Here is a 26171-nt window from a genome sequence, read left to right as displayed (position 1 = left end):
GGCGAGCTGGCACGCCTCCCGCGATTTCGACGTCGGCCGTGGGGGCCGGGGAAGGGTGGTGGAGGGGGAAGGGCTTAAGGGAAGGGCTTAGTGGGAGGCGTGGAGCGCGTTCGTCAGCCGGCCCAGGGTGTCGCGGAGCTGGTCCAGTTCCGCGGCGGTGAACCCGGCGGCGTCCGCCAGTCGCTGCGGGATTCCGCTGGCCTTGGCGCTCAGTGCGGCGCCGGCGCCGGTCAGGAAGATCTCCACGCGGCGCTCGTCCTCGGCGGAGCGGCGGCGCTGGACGAGTCCGAGCGCTTCGAGCCGCTTGAGCAGCGGCGAGAGCGTGCCGGAGTCCAGGCCCAGCTCCTCCCCCAGTTCACGCACGCTGCGCGGCTCCGCTTCCCAGAGCACCAGCATGGCGAGGTACTGCGGGTAGGTCAGGCCGAGCTCCTCGAGCATGGGCCGGTAGGCGGCCGTGGCGGCACGTGAGGCAGAGTACATCGCAAAACACACCTGCCGGTTCAGGCGGAGCGCTTCCGGGCCGCCCGTGCGGGCCTCTTCTGACGTGGTCATGACTCCACCGTACCGCACAATTTAGTTGCGTGCAATTCAGTTGTGCACAACTGAATTGCGGAGCAGGAACCGGCATCGACGTAGAAGGGGCCGCCGCGGCACGATTCCCAGCCGCTGCCGCCGAGTTTCCCCACGTTTGACGGGTGCCGACGGCGTGTCGGCCCGCACCGCCGGCGTGTCCCGGCGTCATGCCGGCATAGGTGGGGAAACTCCGCGCGGCGGTCCTGGCCGGGTGCAGCAGGGCGGACCCGGTGTAGGGGCCCGGGCGGAACGGCCTACAGGTCGCGGATAGTGCGCAGGGCCGCCGCCGTGAGCACCTGGATGCCCAGGCCCAGCGCCCGCTCATCGACAATGTAGTCGCCGCGGTGCAGGTCGTATTCTTCCCCGCCTGGCGTCTTCGTGCCGAGGCGCATCATGGCGCCGGGGGTGTCGGCCAGGAACCAGGCAAAGTCTTCCCCGCCCATGGACTGCGGGGTCAGGACCACGGCGCCCTCGCCGATTTCGGCGCGGGCCGCGGCCTCGATCAGCGCGGTCTCGTGCTCGGAGTTGACCACCGGCGGCACGCCGCGGGTGTGTTCCAGGTGGACATCGACGCCGTACGGCTCGGCGACCTGCCGGATGATGTCGTCGAGCAGCTCGCCGGCGTCGTGCCAGGCGTCGCGGTCCAGGCAGCGCATGGTGCCGGCCATGTAGCCGCTGCCCGGGATGGCGTTCGGGGCCGAGCCCGCGGAGATCTGCCCCCAGACCACGGACACGCCGCTGCGGACATCGACGCGGCGCGAGAGCACTGCGGGAACGTTGACCGCGATCTGCGCCAGGGCGAAGACCAGTTCCTCGGTCAGGTGCGGGCGCGAGGTGTGGCCGCCGCGGCCGGAGAGTTCAATCTTGATGGTGTCCGAGGCGGAGGTGATCGCCCCGATCCGGGTGCCGATCTTGCCGATCTCGATCCGGGGGTCGCAGTGCAGCGCCAGGATGCGCGGCACGCCTTCCAGGACGCCCTGTTCGATGCACGAGGTGGCGCCGCCGGGCATGGTTTCCTCGGCCGGCTGGAAGATGATCCGGACGGTCCCGCTCAGCGGGGACGCCTCGTGCATGCGCTGCAGGACCAGCGCGATCCCAAGCATGGTGGCAGTGTGGACGTCGTGGCCGCAGGCATGGGTCACGCCGTGGTTCTTCGAGGCGAACTCAAGGCCAGTTTCCTCGATGATCGGCAGGGCATCGATATCCCCGCGCAGTGCGGTGGCGATGGGACCCTGCCCGACGTCAACCGTCAGGCCAGTGCCCTCGAGGCGGCGCGGCTTGAGCCCGGCTTCCTCGAGCCGTTTCGCCAGCTTGTCGGTGGTGCGGAACTCCTTGAACGAAAGTTCCGGATGCGCATGGAGGTCGCGGCGGAAAGCGATCAGCTCCGGCAGGAGGGGCTCCAGCCACGGCCCCACGAGAGTCGTGGGCTCAGCTTCAGTCGAATAGTTGCGCACGGAATAACTCTATCGAGCGGCCAAAGAATAGCGGCATCGGGTACGGCGCGTTACGGATTGCTGAACACTGCACAGGCCGTGATCCGCTCCCCTCCGCCTACAGGACGTCGGTGTCGCCCTTGGCCTTGATGGCATCCACGGCCTGCTTGACCCGCTGCGAGTGTTCCTTGGTGGTGACCAGCAGGGCGTCCGGGGTGTCAACGATCACGACGTCCTTGATGCCGATCAGGGCGATCACCCGTTTGGTGTCGGAGACCACCACGCCGCTCGCGTTTTCGGTGAAGACGCGTGCGCCCTCGCCCAGGACCGTGACCTCGTCGACTTCCTTGGCGCTGTTGAGCCGGCCCACGGAGGCGAAGTCTCCGACGTCGTCCCAGAGGAACGTTCCGGGCACCACGGCGACGTCGCCGGCGGCGGCGGCGGGCTCGGCGACGGCGTAGTCAATAGCGATCTTGGGCAGCGTGGGCCACACCCGGGCCGTGACGGCGTCGCGCTCCGGAGTGTCCCAGGCCTTGGCGATCTCCTGGAGTCCGGCGAAGAGCTCGGGCTGGTTGGCTTCGAGGTGCTTGAGCATCAGCGAGACCGGGGCCACGAACATGCCCGCGTTCCAGACATATTCGCCGCTGTCGACGTACTCCTGGGCCACTTCCTCGCTGGGCTTCTCCACGAACTCCACCACGGACTGCGCACTGGGCGCGTCCGGGATGTGGAGGTTCGCGCCGGAACGGATGTAGCCGAATCCGGTGGAAGGGTGGGTCGGCTTGATGCCGATGGTGACTATCTTCCCCGCGGCCGCGGTGTAGACGGCTTCACGGACGGCGTCCTGGAAGAGGTCGTCCGGGCTGATGACCTGGTCCGCGGCGAACGAACCCATGATGATGTCCGGGTCCCGCTCGTGCAGGATGGCCGCGGCGAGGCCGATCGCAGCACCGGAGTCCTTGGGTTCGCTCTCCAGGACCAAGTCGGCTTCCAGGACCTCAGGCAGCTGGCGGCAGACGGCTGCCCTGTGGGCGGAGCCGGTCACCACCAGCACGTGCTTGCCGGCGACGGGCTGGAGGCGGTCATAGGTCGCGCGCAGCAGAGTACTGCCCGAACCAGTGAGGTCGTGAAGGAATTTCGGGGCCGCTGCCCGTGACAGGGGCCAGAGGCGGGTCCCCACCCCGCCCGCCGGAATAACCGCAATAAAACGGTCCAGCGGTGAATCCTGGCTTGTCACTTTGTCTGTAGTCATCACGGCTACTTTAGCCGACGGCGGCCAATTCGGTCCGAATTGGGCCGGGATCAGGCCCTGCCGGCGCCTGCGACCACGGCCAAATGTGGCGTTCGTCTCAAAACAAACGCAAAACCGCGCCGGGGCCTGTCAACAAGGAGTTCCCAAATTGAATAAGCTGTGAGCGAAGCCTAGATTTAGGCTTGAGCTTACGAGTGCTCTCGCAGCAGGCGTTCCCCCCGCGTGGATCCCATGCCAGCGCCGCTGTGTTGCAGGGAGGTTTATTCAGTGCCGACAAAACCAGCTGGCACCTTGTACCGCGGCCGTGAAGGCATGTGGTCCTGGGTTGGACACCGCATTACCGGTGTAGTGATTTTCTTCTTCTTGTTGGTCCACGTGCTGGACACCTCATTGGTGCGTGTGTCCCCCGAGGCCTACACCGCAGTGATTGGTGCCTACAAGAACCCCCTCATGGCCCTGGGTGAAACGGGCCTTGTCGCGGCGATCGTGTTCCACGCCTTCAACGGCCTGCGGATCATCGCCGTCGACTTCTGGAAGAAGGGTGCCAAGTACCAGCGTCAGATGCTCTGGACGGTCCTGGGCCTCTGGGTCGTCGTCATGGTCGGCTTCTCCATCCGCCACCTGTCCCTCGCCCTTGGAGGTCACTAAGCCATGACTGCAACCATTCAGAGTCCGCGCAGCGGAAAACCCGGTAGTGGAAAACCCGGTAGTGGAAAGATCCAGCCCAAGTACCGCCGCACTGGCGGTTCCAAGGGCAACTTCGAGATGCTCGCCTGGCTCTTCATGCGCCTCTCCGGCGTCGTGCTGGTGGTGCTGATCTTCGGCCACCTGACGGTGAACCTGCTGGTCGGCGAGGGCATCCACGCGATCGACTTCGGCTTTGTGGCCGGCAAGTGGGCCGACCCGTTCTGGCAGTTCTGGGACCTGGCCATGCTGTGGCTCGCCATGCTGCACGGCACCAACGGCGTCCGCACGATCATCAATGACTACGCCGAGAAGGACGCAACGCGCCTTTGGCTGAAGATTGTGCTCTATGCGGCCACCACGGTCATCATCATCCTGGGCACCCTGGTCATCTTCACGTTCAATCCGTGCCCCGTGGCCAACGGCGTCCAGCTTCCCGGCGGTTTCTGCCCCGCGCCTTAGGGCGCAGCCGATACGACTCAGCCGTAGCGGCGGAACCGCCGCGGACAGCAGCCCGTCCGGGCAGGAATCCGCGGTCCGTCACGGCAACTGATCTTGCCTGCCGAACGCAGGCGCAGATTGCACGAGACTTCACCGGGCAGGCGCGGCCTGCCGGTGGTTTATAGCGAATTTTGAGAGAAAGAGCGTCTGGTATGCAGGTCCATAAGTACGACGTCGTGATCGTCGGTGCCGGTGGCGCCGGGATGCGCGCGGCGATCGAATCAGGTCAGCGCGCCCGAACAGCAGTACTGACCAAGCTCTACCCCACGCGGTCCCACACCGGCGCGGCGCAGGGCGGCATGTGTGCAGCCCTGGCCAACGTCGAGGAAGACAACTGGGAGTGGCACACCTTCGACACCATCAAGGGCGGCGACTACCTGGTTGACCAGGACGCCGCCGAGGTCATGGCGAAGGAAGCGATCGACGCCGTCCTGGACCTGGAAAAGATGGGCCTGCCGTTCAACCGCACGCCCGAGGGCCGCATTGACCAGCGCCGCTTCGGTGGCCACACCCGCGATCACGGCAAGGCACCGGTCCGCCGCGCCTGCTACGCCGCCGACCGCACCGGCCACATGATCCTGCAGACCCTGTACCAGAACTGCGTCAAGCACAACGTCGAGTTCTACAACGAGTACTACGTCCTGGACCTGCTGACCGTCGAAGAGGACGCTGTCCGCGAGGACGGCACGCCGTACAAGCAGAAGCGCGTGGCCGGCGTCGTGTCCTACGACCTCGCCTCCGGCGAGCTGCACGTCTTCCAGGCCAAGTCCGTGGTGTTCGCCTCCGGCGGCGCCGGCAAGGTCTTCAAGACCACCTCCAACGCCCACACCCTGACCGGTGACGGCATGGGCATCGCGTTCCGCCGGGGCATCCCCCTGGAGGACATGGAATTCTTCCAGTTCCACCCGACAGGTCTGGCCGGCCTGGGCATCCTGCTCTCCGAGGCCGCCCGCGGCGAAGGCGCGATCCTGCGCAACTCCGAGGGTGAACGCTTCATGGAGCGCTACGCGCCCACCATCAAGGACCTCGCCCCGCGCGACATCGTGGCCCGCTCCATGGCCAACGAAGTCCGTGAGGGACGAGGCTGCGGCCCGAACAAGGACTACGTCCTCCTGGACCTGACGCACCTTGAGCCTGCACACATCGATGCCAAGCTGCCGGACATCACCGAGTTCGCCCGCACCTACCTGGGTGTGGAGCCGTACACGGAGCCGGTTCCGGTGTTCCCAACGGCCCACTACGCCATGGGCGGCATCCCCACGAACATCAGCGCCGAGGTCCTCCAGGACAACGACACGGTGGTCCCGGGCCTCTACGCCGCCGGCGAGGTCGCCTGCGTCTCCGTCCACGGCTCCAACCGTCTGGGCACCAACTCGCTGCTGGACATCAACGTGTTCGGCAAGCGCGCCGGTATCGCCGCCGCCGAGTATGCCAAAACCGCCGACTTCGTGGAGCTCCCCGTTGACCCGGAGGCCTACACGCTGAACCTGCTGGAGCACGTCCGCACCTCTGACGGCACCGAGAAGGTCGCTGCGATCCGCAAGGAACTGCAGGACACCATGGACGCCAACATGCAGGTGTTCCGCACCGCCGACACGCTGAACCAGGTCCTGAAAGACATTGCCTCCTTCGAGGAGCGGTACCAGCGCATCAGCGTCCAGGACAAGGGCAAGCGCTTCAACCTGGACCTGCTCGAGGCCGTGGAGCTGGGCTTCCTGCTCGAGCTCGCCAAGGTCATGACCGTGGCGGCCCTGCACCGCGAGGAATCCCGCGGCGGCCACTTCCGCGAGGACTTCCCCGAGCGCGACGACGAAAAATTCATGAAGCACTCCATGGCGTACAAGGATGACCACGCCCCGGCGGACGGTTCCGCCGAGTCGATTGCCGGCATCCGGCTTGCCACCAAACCGGTGGTCTTTACGCGCTACGAGCCGATGGTGAGGAAGTACTAAGATGAGCGCTGAACTCGCTGAGCCAGCATCCAAGATCGAACTGCCCGCCGGCGTCGGCGGGGGCGGGGAAATCCCGTCCTTCGACGTCACGCTGCGCGTGCGCCGCTACAACCCCGAGGTCTCCGAGGACGCCACGTGGGATGACTTCAAGGTCACCATGTACGGCACCGACCGTGTCCTGGACGCCCTGCACAAGATCAAGTGGGAGATGGACGGCAGCGTCTCCTTCCGCCGTTCCTGCGCCCACGGCGTCTGCGGCTCCGATGCCATGCGCATCAACGGCCGCAACCGCCTCGCCTGCAAGACCCTGCTGAAGGACCTGGACACGTCCAAACCCATCACGGTCGAGCCCATCAAGGGCCTGCCGGTGGAGAAGGACCTGATCGTGGACATGGAGCCGTTCTTCCAGTCCTTCCGCGAAGTCATGCCCTTCCTGATCAACCGTGGCCACGAGCCCACCAAGGAACGCCTGCAGTCGGCCGAGGACCGCGAACGGTTCGATGACACCACCAAGTGCATCCTGTGCGCCGCGTGCACCTCGTCCTGCCCGGTGTTCTGGACCGACGGGCAGTACTTCGGCCCGGCGGCGATCGTCAACGCGCACCGCTTCATCTTCGATTCCCGTGATGACGCGGGCGACATGCGCCTGGAGATCCTCAACGACAAGGAAGGCGTGTGGCGCTGCCGCACCACCTTCAACTGCACCGAAGCATGCCCCCGCGGCATCCAGGTCACGCAGGCAATCGCTGAGGTCAAGCAGGCCATCCTGTCCCGCAAGGTCTAAGGACCGGTTCCACCGGCCCGCATTACCGGCTTCACCTTCAGTAGTTACCGACGACGGCGCCTCTCACCTTTCGGGTGGGGGCGCCGCCGTCGTTTCCGCCCTCAATGATTCGCCCTCACACGAAAGGGGACACTTTGTCCCACTCAGAAAAAGTCTCGTTCCTGGGTTCCACCGGCGAGCGGCTCTCCGGCGTGCTGGACCTGCCGGAGGGCCCGGTCAAGGGCTGGGGTGTGTTCTCGCACGGCTTCACCCTGGGCAAGGACAGCCCCTCGGCGTCGCGGATGTGCAAGGCCCTGGCGGACAACGGCGTGGGCATGCTCCGGTTCGACAACGTGGGGCTCGGAGAGTCGGCGGGAATGTGGTCGGAGGGGTCCTTCAGCCACAAGGTGGCCGACACCGTCAAGGCCGCCGAATTCATGCGGGACTCAGACCGCCGGGTTTCCCTGCTGGTGGGCCACTCGTTTGGCGGCGCGGCCGTCCTGTCCGCCGCGCGGCAGATCCCGGAGCTGAGGGCCGTGGCCACCGTGGGTGCCCCCTTCTCCCCCAAGCACGTGGCACACGTCTTTGACGCGGCCCTGGACCGGATCCTGAGCGAGGGAAGCGCCGAGGTGGACCTCGGCGGCAAGCGGGTGGAGATCCGCCGGCACTTCGTCGAGGACCTCGAGAACGCGGACCTGACGGACTGCATCCGGCAGCTGCACAAGCCGCTCATGGTGCTGCACTCCCCCACCGACAATACGGTCGGGATCGAAAACGCCAGCACCATCTTCCAGACGGCACGCCACCCGCGCAGCTTCGTCTCGCTGGAGGGCAGCGACCATCTCCTGACCGGCAAAGGCCAGGCTGCCCGTGCGGCGAAGATTATTTCGGCGTGGGCCGACCAGTACCTCGACGCCTGAACGCGGCGGCCAGCGGCCTGCGGCGGACCCGCGGCTCTACCGGGGTTTTACCCGGCTGGACGCGCCGGGCACCCCAGCCGGTGGTCGCGGCGGCGGGCCCGGCCTTGAGGTCCTCTTCCCGGATCGCCACCCACGCGGCGCAGATCACGTAGACCTGGCTGACCAGGTTGAACCAGATCAGCAGGCCGATGATGATGGCGAAGGGCGCCAGAATGGGGTTCTTGCCCGCGCTGGCCAGCAGCTGGGTGCTGAAGATCTGCAGGATGGTGGTGCCCACCGCGGCGAGAGTGGTCCCTTCCAGCAGGGAGCGCCGGGCTGGCTTCAGCCCGGCGGCCACCCGGTACATGATCACGGCGGTGCCCCAGCCGAGCAGCAGCGGGACGAGGATCGTGACGGAGGTCGTCAGCGGCCCGGCAACTATCGGTTCGAGGCCCAGCTGCCCGGTAACCCATCCGGCGGCCGTGCCGAAGATCAGCGAGGCGGCGGAACTGACTACCAGGGCCAGCCCCATCAGCAGCAGCGTGCCGACGTCCTTGAGTATCTGCAGGATCGGATTCATCACCAAAGGGCCGAGCTGCATCATGCTCCGCATACCGTCGCGGATGCCGCTGATCCAGCCCAGGGACGTGAACACCGTCACCACGGCGGCGATCCCGGCGGCCCAACCCAGGCTGGTGGGGTTCAGCAGCGCATAGGGGTCAACCAGCCCCTCGCTGCCGTCGACCTGCAACAGGCCGGGCGCGGCGGCGGCCACACTCCTGATGACCTGGTCCAGCAGGGCCGGGTGGTCGCTGAGCACGAGGCCCGCCAAGGACAAGCCAGTGGCCAACAGGCCCGTGATGGAGAAAAACATCCGGAAGCCGATGCCGGCACTCAACAGCGGGCCACGCTGACGCAGGTAGTGCGAGTATGCGCGCAGGGGCAGCAGCATGTTCAGCCGGGCCAGGAGCCAGTTCATCATCGCGATCAGGGACGCGACCATGCCGCCGCCGGAGCGCCGGGTCCGGCCCCATTCGACCCTCTTGCGGATGACTTCCAGTTTCAGCCCGGCCAGATCGGTGGGGAGCGGCGGCTTATCGGGCGCCTGCGGTGCCGTCCGGGCCTCTGTCGTGGTCAGGTTTGGTCCCAAAATCAAGCTCTTCCCGTAGCTGCCAGATGCCGTTGTCATCGTGCTCGTAAAGTCCCATGCTAGCCACAGGAAACGTGGCCCTGTAATCCTTCAGGACCGTTTCGGCCTCGTCGAGGCTTTCCGGGGCAACATCGTGGGCCACGGTGACGTGCGGGTGGTAACCGAACGGCAGTTCCCGCTCCAGGGGGCCGGACTGCAGCTGGCGGTGCAGGTTCACGCAGTCCCCGAAGCCGTCCTCTACGTTCAGGAAGACCACCGGGGACACCGGCCGGAAAGACCCGGTCCCTGCGATGGTCACAGTGAAGGGCTCCTGCCGCCGTGCCACGTCCCGGACATGGCGCTGGGTCGCGGCCCAGTCCTTCGTCATGGTGGTGGTGACCAGCGTGATGTGGGCCGGGACGACGGCGGCCATGGGATCCCCGAAGGATGCCCGCCAGCGCTGGAGCTCCTCAGCGATGTCCGCCGGGAACCTCAGGATCACACCGATGCTGATGCCTTCGCTGCGCTGTCCGTTCGACGTGGCGGCTTTCGCGGTGACTTTGCTGACGGAGGACATTGACCTAGCGGACTCCCTGGGCGCCGGCATAGGGCAGGAAACCCACCTTGGCGTAGACGTCGCGCAGGGTCACCGAGGCAATCTCCCGGGCCTTGTCCGCGCCGAGGCCCAGCAGCCGGTCCAGCTCCGCGGGATCGTCCAGCAGCTCCTTGGCCCGGTTCCGGATCGGGGTCAGGTGCTCCGTGACCACCTCGGCGAGGTCCGCCTTCAGGTGGCCGTACATCTTTCCCTCATAGGCGGTGACGAGGGCGTCGACGCTTTGCCCGGTGATCGAGGAGTAGATGGTCAGCAGGTTGGACACGCCCGGCTTCGCCTCCCGGTCGAACCGGATCTCGGTCTCCGTGTCGGTCACGGCGGACTTGATCCGCTTGGCCGTGACCTTGGGCTCGTCCAGCAGGTTGATCAGCCCTGCCGGCGACTCCGCAGACTTGGACATCTTGGCGGTGGGGTGCTGCAGATCGTAGATCTTCGCGGATTCCTTCTGGATGAAGGGCTGCGGCACTGTGAACGTCTCGCCGAAGCGGGAGTTGAACCGCTGGGCCAGGTCACGGCTGAGTTCCACGTGCTGGCGCTGGTCCTCGCCGACGGGGACACCGTGCGGCTGGTACAGCAGGATGTCCGCTGCCTGCAGGATGGGGTAGGTGAACAGCCCGACGCTGGCGTGGTCGGAACCCTGTTTGTGCGCCTTGTCCTTGAACTGGGTCATCCGGGACGCCTCGCCGAAGCCGGTGATGCAGTTCAGGACCCACGCCAGCTGGGCGTGCTCGGGCACCTGGGACTGGACGAAGAGCGTGCACTTGTCGACGTCGACGCCGCCGGCAATGTACTGCGCGGCCGTGACCCGGGTGCGGTGCGCCAGCTCGGCAGGATCCTGCGGAACGGTGATCGCGTGCAGGTCCGGGATGAAGAAGATGGCGTCGTACTCGTCCTGCATCCGGACCCAGTTCACGAGGGCGCCGAGGTAGTTGCCAAGGTGCAGGGAGTCGGCGGAGGGCTGCATGCCGGAGAGGATGCGGTGCCGGGCCGCGGTGGCCGCAGAGGCGTCCTTCGCGGTGGCAGTCTGAGCGTCGGGGGCGACGCCGTTCTGGGTCACAGTGGTCGCAGTTGAAGTGGTGGTCATTCGTGGAAGCCTTAAGACTAGAGCCGGTAGTCCACTACCAGCGGGGCGTGGTCGGAGAAGCGTGTGTCCCAGGACGCTGCCCGGTCAACAACGGCTGACACTGCGGCAGCAGCGAGAGCGGGCGTGGCCATGTGGTAATCGATGCGCCAGCCGGTGTCGTTGTCGAAGGCCTGGCCCCGTTGCGACCACCAAGTGTAGGGGCCGTCGACGTTACCCGCCAGGCCCCTGTGAACATCCTTCCAGCCGATTTCCTCGCCGAAGAAACGGTCAAAATAGGCCCGCTCTTCCGGCAGGAAGCCGGCACGTTTGACGTTGCCCTTCCAGTTCCTGATGTCCAGCTCCGTGTGGCCGACGTTGAGGTCGCCCACCACCAGCGCGTGGTCACTGTGCTTGGCGAGTTCGGGCAGCCGCTGGACCATGACGTCGAGGAAACGGAATTTGTCGTCCTGCTTGGGAGTGCCGGCCTCGCCCGAGTGCACGTAGGCGCTCACGACGGTCAGCTGTGAGGCCTGCCCGTCCGCGTCCCGCACGATGTAGTCCGCCTCGACCCAGCGTCCGGCCGTGGCGAAGAAGTCATCGCCGATCCCCACCCGGGTGGCCAGGGGCTCTTCCCGGGAGGCAATGGCAACGCCGGCCCGGCCCTTGGCCTCGGCCTCGGCGTGGAGAATGTACCAGCCCTCGCCGAGCAGTTCCTCGACGATCGCGTCCGGCGCGCGGACCTCCTGGAGGCACAGGATGTCCACCTCGCGCGGCTCAAGCCACTCCGCCATGCCCTTCTTGTAGGCGGCACGGAGGCCGTTGACGTTGACTGACGCGATGCGAAGGTGGTCCTTCTTCAATGCCGAGCTCACCCGATCCACTCTAGTCGATGATGGTTCCGCTGACGGGAGCGTCATCGCCGCCCGGGGATTTGATCATGTCCCGCGCGTTGGTGGCGGTGATCTCGATGGTCTCCAGGGCGCGGCTGATCGTGTCGCGGTCCGCCGCCTCGCCCTTCGCCCGCTCCTGCTCGACCACCCGGACCTGGACCTGGACGATCTTGAAGGAGTGGTCCAGCTTCATGTCGCGGACGCTGTCCGCTGCGCGGCTTTCGCTCACCACGCGGGTTCCGCCGTGGTCCGCGCTGCCCGCAGCCGGCGGCCGGCCCGCTGCGGCGTTGAACGCGTTCTGGGCCTCGGTCAGCCTGGCCCCGGCCTTCTTGGCGGCCTTCTGGATGCTGAACACGACGAAGGAGGCCAGCGCCAGCCAGAAGCCGGCGATGATCGCCACGATCCAGCCCACGACGTCGTTCTGGTTGGCCGCGAAGATCACGGCCACCACGAACGCGATGATGAAGACCAGCAGCCCCGGCCCGCTGATGCGGAACATGGAAAACCGGCCGCGGGCCGTTGTGTCGTTGGACGTGGACGAGGAGCTACCCAGAGATTGCATGAGCCCATTATCGCAAACGGGGCCGGCCGCCCGTTCCGCTTCCACCCCGGGCGAACGCCGCCCCCGCGCCGGGCCTGGGTCAGGACCAGCTTTTAGGTCAGGACAAGGCAGAACGGGTGGCCGCTGGGGTCCGTGTAGACCCGGAAGGTTTCCGTACCGGCGTCGAGGCTGGTGGCGCCGAGCCGGAGCACCTCGGCTTCGGCGGCGTCGAGGTCCCCGACGAGCACGTCCACGTGCATCTGCTGCGGGTGCTCGGCGTCGGGCCACTGCGGGCGGACCAGCCGTTCCACCCGCTGGAAGGCGACGGCGGGACGGTCGGCGGCGTCGCCGATCGAAATCCATTCCTCGTCCTCCTGCACCCGGATCATCCCCAGCAGCTCCTGGTAAAAGCCGGCGAGCTTGTCCGGGTCCTCGCAGTCGATGACGAGGGCCTGCCATTTTCCGATCATGGGGTCTCCTTTTTGGAAGGACGGCTACTTGAGGAACAGTTTGCGCAGCCGGCTCGTGGTGAGCAGGACGCCGAGGGCAATCATGACGAGGTAGTAGCCGATGTGCACGGCGGTGGCCGGGGTGAACACCCCCACGCTGATCTGGCGCAGCAGTTCCACGCCGTGCCACAGCGGCATGGCCTGGATCAGCCACTGGATGGACTGCGGGTAGACGCTGAGCGGGTAGAACGTGGCACTGAAGAGGAACATGGGCAGCATGACGAAGTTGATCCAGTCCATTTGCTGGAACGTCTTCATGTAGCTCGTGATCCCCATGCCGAAGCTCGCGAAGCCGAAGGCGATCAGTACCGAGGCCGGGATCATCAGGATGGCCCACGGCGTGGTGACGAGGCCCATCAGGCCCATGACGGCCGTGAAGCCGGTCGCGTACATGGCCCCGCGCAGCAGGGCGAGGAAGATTTCGCCCATGGCGACATCCAGCGGCCCCAGCGAGGTGTAGAGCATGCCCTGGTACAGCTTGGCGAAGTTCATCTTGAAAAAGACGTTCCACGTGGAGTCGTAGACGGCGCCGTTCATGGCGGACACGGCCAGCAGCGCCGGCGCGATGTACGCGGCGTAGCTGATTTCCTGCCCGCCCGGGCCCTGGACCGACCCGACAATGGCGCCCAGGCCCACGCCCATGGAGATCAGGTACAGCACGGGTTCGAAGAACCCGGAGACCATGACCATCCAGTTGCTGCTCTTGGTGGCCATGAGCCCGCGGGCGACGACGGCGCGGACGTTGCGGGAGTAGATGGGCCCGAAGCGGCGGCGGCGCGCGGCTTCGGTGACGCTGTGGTCCCCTGTGTTGAAACTTCCGGTCAGGACGCTCATGAGGCCATCCTTTTAGCGAACTGGCGTTTGGTCAGGATCCAGCCGGCAGCCGCCAGGCCCAGCAGGAAGAGGACGTGGACGACGGTGAGCCACGGCTCTTCCTCGTACCCGTAGCTGACCACGCGGCCAAGCTCGGTTCCGTGCCAGATCGGTGAGATCCAGCCGATCCAGCGGACTGCGAGCGGGAGCGTGTCCAGCGGGAAGAACGTGCCGGAGAACAGGAACAACGGCATGACGATGAACCGCATGACCATGGCGAACTGGCCCTTGTCGTGCTGGATGGTGGCCGCGTAGGCCATGAGCGGCAGGCCGAAGGACAGGCCGGCGAGGGTGGCGATGAGGATCGACACCCAGCCCCAGGCGCCGGGCGAGGCGCCGAAGAGCGCGACGACGGCGAAGTAGATGGCCGACTGCAGCAGGAAGCGCACCGTCACGGCGATGATCTGGCCGCCGGCGATCTGCTCGGGAGTCAGCGGTGAGGCGTGCGGGCCGTAGTAGACGCGCCGCCACTTGAAGCCGTCCATCACGGGGAAGGTGAACTCGTTGGCGGCCGTCATGACGGCGGCCGAGATCAGCAGGGCCGGCGCGATGAACGTCAGGTAGCTGACCCCGCCGAAGACGCCGGCGCCGTTGGCCTCGACCAGGGTGGCCAGGCCAACGCCCATCGCGAACAGGTAGGCCACCGGCTGTCCCACCCCGTACATCACGATGGTCCAGCCGTAGCCCTTCATGACCCGCAGGACCTGTTCGGCGTAGTAGAACGCGCCCCAGCGGCGGGCACGGGCGGCCGAGACTTCCGGCGAGTGCGCGCGCAGGGCCGTCCCCGCCGCGGCGCCCGCCGTCGTGCCCGCTGCCTGAATTGGCTTAGCCAGCTGCTCTTTCTTAGTCAACGAGGCTCCTGCCGGTCAGGCGCAGGAAGACGTCTTCGAGTGAGGAGCGGCGAACCAGTGAGGTGACCGGACGCAGGCCGCGGGCGGTGACCTGCTCCAGGGCGGCCTCGCCGTCGTGGGCGTAGATGAGCACCCGGTCCGGCAGGGTTTCCACGCGTTCGCCGATGCCGCCGAGCTCCGCGCCGACGCTCGCGTTGCGTTCCGAGCCGAAGCGCAGTTCCAGGACCTCGCGGGTGGAGTATTCGCGGATCAGGCTGGCCGGCGATCCCTCGGCCATGATCCTGCCCTTGTCCACCACAATCAGCCGGTCGCACAGCTGCTCGGCCTCGTCCATGTAGTGCGTGGTGAGGATCAGGGTGACGCCCTGTTCCTTGAGCCGGAACAGCCGGTCCCAGAGGATGTGCCGCGCCTGCGGGTCAAGGCCGGTCGTCGGCTCGTCCAGCAGCAGGATCCGGGGCTCGTTGATGAGCGAGCGGGCGATTGTCAGGCGCCGCTTCATGCCGCCGGAGAGGGCGTCGACCTTGGAGTTGGCCTTGTCGGTGAGCTGGGCGAATTCCAGCAGCTCGTCGGCCTTGGGCTTGAGGTAGCTCATGGGCAGGCCGAAATAGCGGCCGTAGACCAGCAGGTTGTCCCGGACTTTCAGTTCCTCGTCCAGGTTGTCCTGCTGCGGCACGACGCCCAGGTGGGCGCGGACCTCCGGCCCGTGCTGTTCGGGGTCCAGGCCCATGATATTCAGGCTGCCGGAGGTGCGTTGCGAGACCCCGCCGATCATCTTCATCGTGGTGGACTTGCCGGCGCCGTTGGGGCCCAGCAGGCCGAACGCTTCCCCGGCGGGAACGCGGAAGGAGATGCCGTCGACGGCGGTGACGTCGCCGTAGCGTTTGGTCAGGTTCTCGGCGGTGATGACGTATGGGAGAGCGGCGTCGGAGGGGCTGCTCGCGCGTGATTCTTTAGAGGCAAGTTCGGACACCCGCACTACGGTAGTGGATCCCCGCAAACTATGAAAGAGTCTTTTCGTAAAAACTCCTGACGTATCCGTTCCGTTATGCCGGCAGGCGGTAGAACGTGCGGAATCCTGCGGTGGTTGGGCCCGCCGAAAGCCGGCCCAACCACCGCGGGAGCCTTAGGCGGGCCCCGGGCGGCGTTCCTCTGCTCAGCGGTTTTTCTCTGCCCATTGGCGTTCCGCGGTTTCCACCACATTGGCGAGCAGCATGGCGCGGGTCATGGGCCCCACTCCCCCGGGGTTCGGCGAGAGCCAGGCGGCGACGTCGGCCGCAGCGGGGTCCACGTCGCCGGTGACCACTGCCTTGCCGCTGCCGTCATCGACCCGGCTGACACCGACGTCGAGCACGATCGCCCCGGGCTTGAGGTCCCCGGCCTTGATCATGTGAGGCTGCCCGGCGGCGGCAATCACGACGTCGGCCTGCCGCAGTTCTGCCGGCAGGTCCACCGTTCCGGTGTGGGCCAGGATGACCGTGGCATTGACGTCCTTGCGGGTCAGCAGCAGACCCACGGGACGGCCGATGGTGACGCCGCGGCCCACCACGAGGACGCGTTTGCCGTTCAGGTCGATCCCGTGCCGGGTCAGCAGCTCCACGCAGCCCTTGGGCGTGCACGGCAGCGGAGACTTCATGGGTCCGCTGACGTTGGCCACGAGCCGGCCCAGGTTCATCGGGTGCAGGCCGTCGGCGTCCTTCTCGGGATCCATGGCCTCCAGGATGACGTCCTGGTCGATGTGTTTGGGCAGGGGCAGCTGGACGATGTAACCGGTGCATTCCGGGTTCTCGTTGAGCTCGCGGACCACGGCCAGGAGTTCGTCCTGGCTGGTCTCTTCCGGCAGGTCGCGGCGGATGGAGGTAATGCCCACCTCGGCGCAGTCCTTGTGCTTGCCGCCGACGTACCAGGTGCTGCCGGGATCGGAGCCCACCAGGATGGTGCCCAGCCCGGGCGTGATGCCCTGGGCCTTGAGCACGGCCACGCGCTCGGTCAGCTCGGCCTTGATGGCGGCGGCGGTGGCCTTGCCGTCAAGGATCCGTGCAGTTTCAGCCGTTTTTGCGGTGTGCGAAGAAGTCATGGCCTACCACTGCTCGTGCTGCGGGTACAGCGGGAAATCGGCGGCGAGCTTGTCCACGCGGGCCTGCAGGGGTTCGATCTCCGTGGCAGCTCCGGACTTCAGCGCCGTGGCGATGATGTCCGCCACCTCGGTGAATTCCTCGGCGCCGAAGCCGCGGGTGGCCAGGGCCGGTGTGCCGATGCGCAGGCCGGAGGTGACCATCGGCGGGCGGGGGTCGAACGGCACCGCGTTGCGGTTGACGGTGATGCCGATCGAGTGCAGGAGGTCCTCGGCCTGCTGGCCGTCCAGCTGGGAGTTGCGCAAGTCCACCAGGACCAGGTGCACGTCGGTGCCGCCGGTCAGGACCGAGACGCCCGCGCCGGCGACGTCGGCCTGGCAGAGGCGCTCGGCGATGATCTTGGCGCCTTCGAGCACACGCTCCTGGCGCTCCTTGAATTCCTCGGTGCCGGCGATCTTGAAGGCCACGGCCTTCGCCGCGATCACGTGCATGAGCGGGCCGCCCTGCTGGCCGGGGAACACGGCGGAGTTAAGCTTCTTGGCCCACTCCTGCTTGGCCAGGATCACGCCGGAGCGGGGACCGGACAGCGTCTTGTGCACGGTGGAGGTCACGACGTCGGAGTACGGCACCGGGCTCGGGTGCAGTCCGGCGGCGACGAGGCCGGCAAAGTGCGCCATGTCGGTCCAGAGCAGGGCGCCGACCTCGTCGGCGATCGAACGGAAGGCAGCGAAATCGAGGTGCCGCGGGTAGGCGGACCAGCCGGCGATGATCACCTGGGGCTTTTCGGCGATGGCCTGCTCGCGCAGCTTGTCCATGTCGATCCGGAAGTCATCTTCCTCGACCTGGTAGGCGGCGACGTTGTAGAGCTTTCCGGAGAAGTTCAGCTTCATGCCGTGGGTGAGGTGCCCGCCGTGGGCCAGGGACAGGCCCAGGATCTTGTCGCCCGGGGTGATCATGGCGGCGAGCGCGGCGGCGTTGGCCTGCGCGCCGGAGTGCGGCTGCACGTTGGCATATTCGGCGCCGAACAGTTCCTTGACGCGGTCGATCGCGAGCTGCTCGGCGACGTCGACGTATTCACATCCGCCGTAGTAGCGGCGTCCCGGGTAGCCCTCGGCGTACTTGTTGGTCAGGACGGAGCCCTGGGCTTCCATCACGGCGCGCGGGGCGAAGTTCTCGGAAGCGATCATTTCCAGGGTGCCGCGCTGGCGGCCAAGCTCCTGGGCAAGGACGGCGGCGATTTCAGGGTCGAGTTCGGCCAGCGGCTGGTTGCTCACGGCGGCTGAGGTGGCGGTGGTAGTAGTCACGAGGAACTCCTGGTTGGCAACGGGTACGGCTATTGGTCAGGCTACCGGCTGGCCCGTTGCGCCGCCCCTTGATTACGGGCCCCTTGACAGCGGGCCGCGACAGCGGCGGCCGGCACCCCGCGCGGGCACCAGCAACGGTGCGGCAGCGGTGATGCTGCCGACCGGTAAGACATGACCCTCGGCCCAGGCGTACGATCCGTGGTCTTCGTGAGTGCCGCTCCCTGATGGTTAGCCATCCAACGCCAGTTGCGACGGGTTAACACTACCAAAACCCTTTCAAAACTGCCCTTGAAGCGCAGGTAGGCTGTTCCTCGTGACTGATGAGAACCTGACTGCCTCCTACATCCTGACTCTTTCCTGCCCTGACCGGCCTGGCATCGTGCACGCCGTCGCCGGGGCCCTCCTCGTGGCGGGCTGCAATATTACAGATTCCCAGCAGTACGGGAGCCAGGGCACGGGCACCTTTTTCATGCGGGTCGAGGCGACGACGGCGGCGGCCCAGGCGGAGCTGCAGGCGGCGCTGGAACCTGTGGCGCAGGCCTTCGGGATGCAGTGGAGCCTCAACCCGGCCGGGCGGAGGGTCCGCACCCTGCTGATGGCCAGCACGTCCGCCCACTGCCTCAACGACTTGCTGTTCCTGCAGCGCTCCGGAACCCTGCCGATCGACATTCCGGCCATCGTGTCCAACCACCGCGACCTCGAGGGTTTGGCGGAGTTCTACGGCATCCCGTTCCACCACATCCCGGTCACCCCGGACACCAAGATCCAGGCCGAGGACGCCCTCCGGGTCCTGATGAAGGAACACGACATCGAGCTCACAGTCCTGGCCCGGTACATGCAGATCATCTCGGACGAGCTCTGCACCGAACTGACGGGCAAGGCCATCAACATCCACCACTCGTTCCTGCCCTCCTTCAAGGGTGCCAAGCCCTACCACCAGGCGCATGCCCGCGGCGTGAAGCTCATCGGCGCCACGGCGCACTACGTCACGGCGGCCCTGGATGAGGGGCCCATCATCGAGCAGGAAGTCATCCGCGTGGACCACCGGCGCACCGCGGAGCAGTTCGTCCAGATGGGCCGCGACGTGGAGGGCCGGACCCTCGCCCAGGCCGTGCAGTGGCATGCCGAGCACCGCGTCCTGCTCGACGGCAACCGGACGGTTGTCTTTAACTAGAAGCGGTCATTAACTGGAGCTATGGAATCCTCCCGCAGGGACCGGCTCGAATCGTTTGTGGCGCTGTTGAAGAACGAGGGCCGGCACGGCGTGCTGGGCCTGGATTGCGGCCCGGGCGCCGACGGGCTGCACTTTGTGCAGTCCGGCATCCATTTCACCGGTGTCGACCAGTCCGAGGAGAACATCCACATCGCCCGATCCCACGGGCTGGAAGCCTCCGTGGCCGGACCGGTCTCCCTGCCGTTCGCCGATGCCGCGTTTGCCTCAGTGTGGGCGGTGGACGCCCTGGCGGGCCTGCCCGCGGAACAGTGGGACGACGTCGTCCGCGAACTCGGGCGGGTGGCGGAACCGGGCGCGCCGATCGCCGTCGTACTCCCCGCACCCGACCCGCGCAGCTCAGGCGACCCGCACACCTCGGCCGACCCGCGCGGCGAGAGCGAGTGGCGTGGCGAGAGCGAGTGGGGCGGCGAGGGCTTCACGGTGCTCCGCTCCCCCGCCTGACCCTCCTTTTCCCGTTGAGCTATCACTTGTGGTGGTTAAACCGCGCCCATGGCAACCAGAACTGATAGCTCAACGGGGCGTGGGGCGTGTCCTAGGCTGGAGGCATGGCTCCCCTCTACGCATTCGCCGGTACCACTCCGGCCGTCCATGACTCCGCCTTCGTCGCGCCCACGGCGTCCGTGATCGGCAACGCCACCCTGGCCGAGAACTCGAGCGCCTTCTACGGCGTGTCAGTCCGCGCCGACACCGCCGCCATCAGCGTGGGCGCCGGCAGCAACTTGCAGGACAACGTGGTGCTGCACGCGGACCCCGGCTTCCCCTGCACCGTCGGGGCGCGGGTCAGCGTCGGCCACAGCGCCGTGGTGCACGGCTGCACCGTGGAGGACGACTGCCTGATCGGCATGAGCGCCACCATCCTCAACGGCGCCGTGATCGGCGCCGGGTCCCTCATTGCCGCCGGTGCCGTGGTGCTCGAGGGCACCGTCATCCCGCCCCGCTCGCTGGTGGCCGGCGTTCCGGCCAAGGTCCGGCGCGAGCTCAGCGACGAGGAGTTCGCCGGTGTACAGCACAACGCCGCCCACTATCAGGAACTGGCACGCGCGCACCGCGAACTTCACAGCGCCTGAGGAGCAGTGCGCCGGGGCCGGCGGCACTCAGTCCAGGGCGATCGGCCCGAGCTCGGAGAGCAGCTCGCCCGGTCCGGGATTCCCGGCCGGGGTGGAGCCACCGAGGTGGTTGACCACGCCCCAGACGGCGTTGAGCCCTGTGGTGACGGCTCCCTCGGCCCAGCCGGCGGTGAAGGAGACGTCGTCGCCGGCGAGGAAGATCCCGCGCTGTTCGGCCGGCAGCCCGTCCTGTTTGAAGTGCGTGAAGAGCCGTTGCTGGTAGCGGTAGTGTCCCGGCAGGTTGGCTTTGAAGGCGCCCATGAAGTTGGGGTCGGCCTCCCAGGAGACCGTGATCGGCTGGCCCACGATGTGGCTGGCGATGTCCACCCCGGGGTAGATCTGCTGCAGCGAGTGCAGCATGAGCTCCGCCCGTTCCTCCGCGGTGAGCGAGAGCCACTTCAGCGCGTCGTCGTTCCAGGTGTAGGACAGCAGGATCACGGCCGGCTGGTCCGGGCCGTTGTCCAGCAGGTAGGTGGCACGGTTCAGCCGGTCGGTCAGCGTCATGGACAGGACCTCGCGGCCGGTGGCCGGGTCGATGTCCTTCCAGAACGGCCGGTCCACCATGACGAAGGTCTTGGAGGACTGCATGTAGTGGGAGCGCTCGATCGCCGTCCACAGTTCGGCGGGGAACAGGGCCTCGTCCGTGTGGATCCTGGTCGAGAGCAGCCATGACTGGCAGGTGGTCACCACCGCCGGGTAGGCGGATTCGCGACCCCAGCGTTCCCGGATCCGGAAGTCGCCGCCGCCGTCGCGGGCGATGCGGTCCACGGCGCCGCGCGGCGCGCCTGCGTGCAGCGAGGCCAGCGAGGTGCCGTCCGGCCAGTGGGCCATACCCGACGGCGCGTGCTCCCACAGTGCCTCGGGGAGCCGCTGCGCGCCGCCGTCGATGAGCCGGTGCCGGTCATCGGCGTCGGTGTAGACCACGCGAAGGATTTCGAGGATCGAGTTGGGGAAGTCGGTGTCCCAGCCGCCGGTGCCGAATCCCACCTGCCCGAAGGCCTCGCGGTGGGCGAATCCGGCTTCCTTGAAGGAGTCGCTGCCGGCGATGAAGCCGTAGAACGTCTGCTCGTCGAGCTGCGGGAGCAGCGCGTTCCAGAGGTCCTTGATCCGGGCTGTGTCCCGGGCGCGGATGGCGTCCTGCATCTCGGCGAACGCGGCGCCGTCGTTCACGGCGGCCTTCCACGCGTCCGCGACCTCACGGAAGAACGGCGGCAGGTCCGCGGCGGTCTCGGCATAGTATTTCTGGCCCGCGAGCTCGATCACCGTGCTGGAGGTCGCCGGCGCCAGCGGATTAGGGAAGGCCCGGGTCTGCAGCCCGAGCAGGTCCACGTAGTGGTAGAAGGCCTTGCCGGATTCCGGGAAACGCATTCCGCCGAGGTCTGCCACGATCCCCGGCGCGGACGGGAAACTGGCGGTCCGCAGCCGGCCGCCGATCCTGTCGGCCTCGTAGACAACCGGCCGGAGGCCCAGCTTCATGAGCTCATACGCGGTCACCAGTCCGGACAGTCCGGCACCGACGACGGCGACCTCCGTCCCGTACAGCTCGGGCGGCACCGATCCCAGGCCCTCCGGGTGGGCGAGGTAGTGGTCGTAGCTGAACGGGAAGTCCGGATTCAGCATGGTGATGGGCGCCGCGCCCGCTTCAGCAGCGGACCGGGGAGCCGGAAGTTCGGTGGCGATGGTCATGAGATCTCTGCCTTCAGTTCCTGGTGTGTGGTGGTGTTGTCAGGGTGGCGGCTTGATAGGTCAAGGTAGTCCTCGTGGCTCAGCGCAGCCACCCTGGAGTTCTTCCGGCCGTAGCCGAAGTAGGCGGCACAGCCAACGAGCATCCAGGCCCCGAACACCGCCCAGGTCTCGGCGCCGAGGTTGGCCATGAGGTAAGCGCACATGAGGGCGCCTAGAACCGGTGTCAGCGGAAAGAGCGGGACGCGGAAGCTGCGAGTGAGTTCGGGCCGGGTCCGCCGCAGGTAGATGACTGCCACGTTGACCAGGGCGAAGGCGAACAGGGTACCGATGCTGGTCGCGTCCGCGAGGGCACCGAGCGGCACCAGGCCGGCGGTCAGTGCGACGGCGGTGCCCACGATCAGGGTTCCGGCAGCCGGCGTGCCGGTCCGGGCCGAGATCCGGCCGAAGACCTTGGGCACCAGGCCGTCGCGCGACATCGAAAGCAGGATCCGGGTCTGCCCGTACAGCACGGTCAGCACGATGCTGGCGATGGCGAGCACGGCGCCGACGGCGAACACCACGCCAACCCACGGCTGGCCGGTGATTTCCTCAAGGATCTTCACGAGGGCCGCCTCGGTGCCGTCGAACCAGCCCCAGGGGCGCGCGCCGATGGCGGCGACGGCCACAAGCACATAGATGCTGGTGACGATCAGCATGGAGAGCAGGATGGCCCGCGGGAGGTCGCGCTTGGGATTCCGGGCCTCCTCGCCGGCCGTGGAGGCGGCATCGAAGCCGATGTAGGAGAAGAAGACCCGGGAGGCTGCGGCGGAGACGCCGGCGGCGCCCATCGGCATGAGGGGTTCGAAGTGTCCGCCGTTGAAGGCGGTGAAGGCCACGGCGCAGAAGAACAGCAGGATGCCGACCTTGACCAGGACGATCGCCGTGTTGATCCAGGCGCTCTCCTTGGCGCCGCGGACCAACAGCACGGTGGCCAGGGCGACAATCACGATTGCGGGCACGTTCAGCACGCCGCCGGCTCCCGGCGGTTGCGAGATGGCGTCCGGGAGTTCCAGGCCGAAGACCGCCAGGGCCTCGTTGACATACTGGCCCGCACCGACCGCGACGGCGGCCACGGAGACGGCGTATTCGAGCACCAGGCACCAGCCGCAGATCCAGGCCATGCCCTCGCCCATGGTGGCATAGGTGTAGGAGTAGCTGGAACCGGCGGCAGGCACCAGTCCGGCCATCTCCGCGTAGGACACCGCGGAGAGCAGGGCGGCGAAGCCGGCGATGGCGAAGGAGATCCAGATGGCCGGGCCGGCGAGCGGCACCGACTGGCCCAGGATGACCAGGATGCCGGTGCCCAGGGTGGCGCCGACGCTGATCATGGTCAGCTGCAGGACACCGAAGCTGCGGACCAGCCGCGTGCCGCCGTGTCCGGTCTCGGCCTCGCGGACCAGCTGTCCGATCGGCTTGCGGCGCAGGAGCTGGGCGGTGAGCCCGGGACGGCCGGCTTCCGCCGGCGGGCGTTCGCCGATCAGAGTTGGCACAGTCATCGTTGACGTCCTTATCTTCAGTAGTGGTCGGTTTCCCGAACCAACCCTAGGCGTGTGAGCCACCTCTCAAGGTTGTGCAAAATGACCTGTAGTCTTCACTCATGAGACTTAATGCACTTGGACTCCGCAGGCCGGGCGGCCGGCACGGGGGCCGCGGCCGTGGCTGCTGAGGACCCGGAGCGGCTCGGCTTCGTCACCCTGGCGCAGTTCCTGGGCCAGTTGCCGGCACTGGCCGTCGTGCACGACGGCGGCAACGGCCAGGAGCGCCTGCGCTGGGTGGAGCCCAGCGAACTGGAAGATCCCACCCCCTACCTGCTCGACGGCGAGTTCCTGCTCACGGCCGGCCTGCCGTTCGTGGGCGGGGGCGGCAGCGAGGAGGCGGTGGACGCTTACGTGCGGCGCCTGGTCCAGGCCCGCGTCGGCGCCCTGGGCTTTGGCCTGGAACCGTACTTCAACGCCGTGCCCGATGCCGTGGTGCGGGCCTGCCGGCAGCACAACCTGACCCTGGTCGCCATCCCGGAGAGCGTCCCGTTCGCCGCGCTGGGACTGGAATTCTCCCGGCTCCTGGAGTCGGACAACGCCAAGACCTTCCGCCAGCTGGCCGACACCAGCCGGCAGCTCATGCGCGCGGTCTTGTCCGCGCGCCCCGAGCACGAACTCCTCGCGGCCCTGGTCCAGCGCGTCCCGGTTTGGGCCGTGCTGGTTGGCGCCGACGGGCGGGTGCGCGCCCGCGGTTCGGGCCCCTCCCCCGGCCCGCGGGCCGCCGGCGCCGCTGCCGGCACGGTGCCGGGAGTTGACTCAGCCGACCTGCAGCCGCTGCTGGCCAGGCTGCTCGCCGGCAGCGGTCCGCGGGTCGAGATGGATTCGTTCGACGCCGCGGGCTCGTCCCTCGTCTTCGGGTATCCGCTGCGCAGCACCCGGGACGCCAACCTCGGCGCGCTCATCCTCGGCACGGACGCCCCGCTGACCCCGGCCCAGAACAGCGTTGTCTCCACCGCGGTCGGGCTGCTGGAACTGCTGGTCCGCCAGCGCATCAGCGGCTCCCTGGCCCCGAGCCAGCTGGCCACGGCGCTGCTGCTGCACCCGGAGAGCGTGGCCTCAGGATCCGCACGGCATGTCAACGGGTTCAAGGACCTGCTGGCCCAAAGCATCTCCTCCACCCGGTCCGGCCAGCTGCGGGTCGTGCAGGGTCTCCGGATTGACGCCGCCCCGGACAGCTCCCGGACCCCGGGCGGACCGGGGGAGGCTCCGGTGCGGGCGCTGCTGGAGTGGCGGCGGCTGTTCGACACAAAGCTCGTGGAGCTCACCGAGTACGGCTTTGCCGCCATTACCCGGTTAAAGGTCGACGACGCCCTGCTCGCCGAAGTGGAGCGGCTCGGCTGGCGCCTGGTGATCGGCAGCGGCACCGATTTCGCGAACCTGCCGGAGGCTTACCGGCAGGCCGCTTCACTGCGCAACCGCGTTCTCACGAGCCGCCGGAGCGTCCGGGCGGATGACGTGACGTGGTCGGTGGCCGGCCTGTTGGGACCCGCTGCCGGCACCCTGCTGGCGGGCCATCTGCTGGCGCCCCTGCTCGCCCTCGAGCCGGAGCGCCGCGACAGCCTGCTCGGCATCCTGCGGGCCTGGCTGGGCGAAAACGGAAGCTGGGACGCCACGGCAAAGGCCACGGGACTGCATAGAAACAGCGTCCGCCGGCAGATCGGCATCATCGCTGAGTTGCTGGGCCTTGACCTCAACCAGGCCCAGGCGCGCGCGGAACTCTGGATCGCCCTGCAGTACCAGGCCGAGCCTGAGCCGCCCGCCCCGGCCACCGCAGGTCAGGCGTCCGGCGCACCGGCCAGCGCAGGTCAGGCGTCGGCTGCCGGTCAGACTCCCCAGGAGCGGTAGACCTCCGGGCGGCGGTCGCGCAGGTAGTCCACGGCGTCCTCGATGCCGTCTGCCGCGGCGTGGCCGGTCTCACCCAGCTCGGCAAACAACAGTTCCGGCCCGGCCCCGGCCGCGGCCAGGACCGAGCCGTCCGGGCCTGCGACCATGCTGCCGCCGCGGAAGTCGCTGTCATCCTCCGAACCGGTGTGATTGGCGTAGGCGACCGTCAGCTGGTTCTCCAGGGCGCGGGCCCGGATCAGCACCTGCGGCACGACGTCGAATCCGCCGGCGAGTGCCGTCGGCACCAGCAGCAGGTCCGCGCCGCGCAGTGCGGCCGCCCGCGCCGACTCGGGAAACTCGATGTCGTAGCAGATGACCAGCGCCGTTTTGAGCCCGTGGAAATCCACGACGCCGGGGGCAGCCGCGGCGGGCGTGAACGCCGCCCGCTCGTCCGGGCCGAACAGGTGCACCTTGTCGTAACTGAGCAGCTCCTCGCCCGCCTCGTCGACCAGGGTGGCGGAGATGTGCCACCCGCCGGCCGGCGTCACCGTGGGCAGGCTGTAGACCAGGGCGATGTCGTTGCGCCGCGCGATGCCGGCCAGGGCTTCCCGGAGCGCGGGCAACCTGCCGGGATCGAACGCCTCCCGCAGCCGCCGCGGCGCGTAGCCCACGGGGAAGAGTTCCGGGGTCACCAGCAGCTGCGCGCCCGCGGCGGACGCATTGCGCGCCGCGGCCTCCACCGCGGCGCAGTTCGCCTCGATGTCCAGCACGGCGGAGTTCGCCTGCATAAGGGCCAGCAGCACCATTACCACCTCACGTTTCCGGACGCCTCCGCGGGTCGC

The 26171-nt window shown here is 67.6% G+C and carries 26 protein-coding genes; 9 read left to right on the top strand and 17 right to left on the bottom strand.

The window, feature by feature from the left end; translation table 11 throughout:
* Nucleotides 1–87: 87 nt before the first annotated feature.
* The 3 genes from AC1DBX_RS07810 to AC1DBX_RS07800 all read right to left on the bottom strand — a co-directional run bounded on the left by AC1DBX_RS07810 (nt 88) and on the right by AC1DBX_RS07800 (nt 3258).
* Nucleotides 88–552 carry a MarR family winged helix-turn-helix transcriptional regulator gene (locus AC1DBX_RS07810; RefSeq protein ID WP_476859162.1) on the bottom strand — a complete coding sequence of 155 codons (465 nt, stop codon included), beginning with the start codon at nt 550–552 and terminating at the stop codon, nt 88–90.
* A gap of 275 nt (nt 553–827) precedes the next feature.
* Nucleotides 828–2027, bottom strand: coding sequence for an amidohydrolase (locus tag AC1DBX_RS07805; RefSeq protein WP_476849117.1), 1200 nt, complete (start codon nt 2025–2027; stop codon nt 828–830).
* A gap of 97 nt (nt 2028–2124) precedes the next feature.
* On the bottom strand, nt 2125–3258 hold the full coding sequence (locus tag AC1DBX_RS07800; RefSeq protein WP_026537818.1) for a mannose-1-phosphate guanylyltransferase: 1134 nt from the start codon (nt 3256–3258) through the stop codon (nt 2125–2127).
* A 267-nt stretch (nt 3259–3525) separates the two neighbouring features.
* Between AC1DBX_RS07800 and sdhC the strand changes: the two genes are divergently transcribed.
* From sdhC to AC1DBX_RS07775, 5 genes are all read left to right on the top strand, one after another.
* Entirely contained in the window at nt 3526–3906 is a 381-nt protein-coding gene (gene sdhC / locus AC1DBX_RS07795; protein ID WP_079553238.1) for a succinate dehydrogenase, cytochrome b556 subunit, read from the top strand.
* 3 nt (nt 3907–3909) lie between these two features.
* A complete protein-coding gene (locus tag AC1DBX_RS07790) occupies nt 3910–4404 on the top strand; it encodes a succinate dehydrogenase hydrophobic membrane anchor subunit (RefSeq protein WP_476859163.1) in 495 nt (164 codons plus the stop codon).
* A 191-nt stretch (nt 4405–4595) separates the two neighbouring features.
* Nucleotides 4596–6395, top strand: a complete 1800-nt coding sequence (sdhA, locus tag AC1DBX_RS07785) for a succinate dehydrogenase flavoprotein subunit (protein WP_476849119.1) — start codon at nt 4596–4598, stop codon at nt 6393–6395.
* Nucleotide 6396: 1 nt separating this feature from the next.
* On the top strand, nt 6397–7179 hold the full coding sequence (locus AC1DBX_RS07780) for a succinate dehydrogenase iron-sulfur subunit (protein ID WP_026537821.1): 783 nt from the start codon (nt 6397–6399) through the stop codon (nt 7177–7179).
* 134 nt (nt 7180–7313) lie between these two features.
* Nucleotides 7314–8078, top strand: coding sequence for an alpha/beta hydrolase family protein (locus tag AC1DBX_RS07775; protein WP_079553244.1), 765 nt, complete (start codon nt 7314–7316; stop codon nt 8076–8078).
* Here the strand turns inward: AC1DBX_RS07775 and AC1DBX_RS07770 are convergent.
* The 11 genes from AC1DBX_RS07770 to glyA form a co-directional block, all read right to left on the bottom strand.
* A complete protein-coding gene (locus AC1DBX_RS07770) occupies nt 8041–9207 on the bottom strand; it encodes a YihY/virulence factor BrkB family protein (protein WP_476859221.1) in 1167 nt (388 codons plus the stop codon). The genes AC1DBX_RS07775 and AC1DBX_RS07770 overlap by 38 nt on opposite strands.
* Entirely contained in the window at nt 9152–9763 is a 612-nt protein-coding gene (locus tag AC1DBX_RS07765) for a 2'-5' RNA ligase family protein (protein ID WP_223914197.1), read from the bottom strand. Before AC1DBX_RS07765 ends, AC1DBX_RS07770 begins: the two co-directional genes overlap by 56 nt.
* A gap of 4 nt (nt 9764–9767) precedes the next feature.
* Complete coding sequence (gene trpS, locus AC1DBX_RS07760) at nt 9768–10883, bottom strand: tryptophan--tRNA ligase (RefSeq protein WP_476931473.1); 1116 nt, start codon at nt 10881–10883, stop codon at nt 9768–9770.
* Between the two features lie 17 nt (nt 10884–10900).
* Nucleotides 10901–11734, bottom strand: coding sequence for an exodeoxyribonuclease III (locus AC1DBX_RS07755; protein ID WP_476849121.1), 834 nt, complete (start codon nt 11732–11734; stop codon nt 10901–10903).
* Nucleotides 11735–11744: 10 nt separating this feature from the next.
* Nucleotides 11745–12314, bottom strand: coding sequence for a hypothetical protein (locus tag AC1DBX_RS07750; RefSeq protein ID WP_476849122.1), 570 nt, complete (start codon nt 12312–12314; stop codon nt 11745–11747).
* Nucleotides 12315–12406: 92 nt separating this feature from the next.
* Nucleotides 12407–12763: a VOC family protein gene (locus AC1DBX_RS07745; RefSeq protein ID WP_230009984.1), complete on the bottom strand. Its 357-nt coding sequence runs from the start codon at nt 12761–12763 to the stop codon at nt 12407–12409.
* Nucleotides 12764–12787: 24 nt separating this feature from the next.
* A complete protein-coding gene (locus AC1DBX_RS07740; RefSeq protein WP_476931472.1) occupies nt 12788–13636 on the bottom strand; it encodes an ABC transporter permease in 849 nt (282 codons plus the stop codon).
* Nucleotides 13633–14508 (bottom strand): ABC transporter permease, encoded by an 876-nt coding sequence (locus AC1DBX_RS07735; protein ID WP_476931526.1) that lies wholly within the window; start codon nt 14506–14508, stop codon nt 13633–13635. Before AC1DBX_RS07735 ends, AC1DBX_RS07740 begins: the two co-directional genes overlap by 4 nt.
* A 10-nt stretch (nt 14509–14518) precedes the next feature.
* Nucleotides 14519–15496 carry an ABC transporter ATP-binding protein gene (locus AC1DBX_RS07730; protein WP_043436284.1) on the bottom strand — a complete coding sequence of 326 codons (978 nt, stop codon included), beginning with the start codon at nt 15494–15496 and terminating at the stop codon, nt 14519–14521.
* A 183-nt stretch (nt 15497–15679) separates the two neighbouring features.
* Entirely contained in the window at nt 15680–16600 is a 921-nt protein-coding gene (locus AC1DBX_RS07725; RefSeq protein WP_230008086.1) for a bifunctional methylenetetrahydrofolate dehydrogenase/methenyltetrahydrofolate cyclohydrolase, read from the bottom strand.
* Nucleotides 16601–16603: 3 nt separating this feature from the next.
* Nucleotides 16604–17902: a serine hydroxymethyltransferase gene (gene glyA, locus AC1DBX_RS07720; RefSeq protein WP_476931471.1), complete on the bottom strand. Its 1299-nt coding sequence runs from the start codon at nt 17900–17902 to the stop codon at nt 16604–16606.
* 313 nt (nt 17903–18215) lie between these two features.
* Between glyA and purU the strand changes: the two genes are divergently transcribed.
* The 3 genes from purU (at nt 18216) to AC1DBX_RS07705 (ending at nt 20203) form a co-directional block, all read left to right on the top strand.
* On the top strand, nt 18216–19076 hold the full coding sequence (gene purU, locus AC1DBX_RS07715; protein WP_476856602.1) for a formyltetrahydrofolate deformylase: 861 nt from the start codon (nt 18216–18218) through the stop codon (nt 19074–19076).
* 21 nt (nt 19077–19097) lie between these two features.
* The gene (locus AC1DBX_RS07710; protein WP_476859172.1) at nt 19098–19577 is read left to right on the top strand and encodes a methyltransferase domain-containing protein; all 480 of its coding nucleotides are present in this window, start codon (nt 19098–19100) and stop codon (nt 19575–19577) included.
* A 104-nt stretch (nt 19578–19681) separates the two neighbouring features.
* A complete protein-coding gene (locus AC1DBX_RS07705; RefSeq protein ID WP_223984877.1) occupies nt 19682–20203 on the top strand; it encodes a gamma carbonic anhydrase family protein in 522 nt (173 codons plus the stop codon).
* Between the two features lie 27 nt (nt 20204–20230).
* On the opposite strand, the gene AC1DBX_RS07700 is transcribed toward AC1DBX_RS07705, so the two are convergent.
* Entirely contained in the window at nt 20231–21928 is a 1698-nt protein-coding gene (locus AC1DBX_RS07700) for a flavin monoamine oxidase family protein (RefSeq protein ID WP_476856604.1), read from the bottom strand.
* The gene (locus tag AC1DBX_RS07695) at nt 21925–23463 is read right to left on the bottom strand and encodes an amino acid permease (RefSeq protein ID WP_223914206.1); all 1539 of its coding nucleotides are present in this window, start codon (nt 23461–23463) and stop codon (nt 21925–21927) included. The genes AC1DBX_RS07700 and AC1DBX_RS07695 overlap by 4 nt, the downstream gene beginning before the upstream one ends.
* Nucleotides 23464–23574: 111 nt before the next feature.
* Here AC1DBX_RS07695 and AC1DBX_RS07690 point away from each other — a divergent pair, with 111 nt between their 5' ends.
* The gene (locus AC1DBX_RS07690) at nt 23575–25350 is read left to right on the top strand and encodes a PucR family transcriptional regulator (RefSeq protein ID WP_476931470.1); all 1776 of its coding nucleotides are present in this window, start codon (nt 23575–23577) and stop codon (nt 25348–25350) included.
* On the opposite strand, the gene AC1DBX_RS07685 is transcribed toward AC1DBX_RS07690, so the two are convergent.
* The gene (locus AC1DBX_RS07685; RefSeq protein WP_476931469.1) at nt 25329–26135 is read right to left on the bottom strand and encodes a nitrilase-related carbon-nitrogen hydrolase; all 807 of its coding nucleotides are present in this window, start codon (nt 26133–26135) and stop codon (nt 25329–25331) included. The two genes, AC1DBX_RS07690 and AC1DBX_RS07685, sit on opposite strands and share 22 nt — an antisense overlap.
* Between the last annotated feature and the right edge of the window lie 36 nt (nt 26136–26171).

The sequence above is a fragment of the Arthrobacter sp. 10N44_2 genome (genome assembly GCF_056394385.1).
This window is presented reverse-complemented; position numbering and strand designations above follow the sequence as displayed.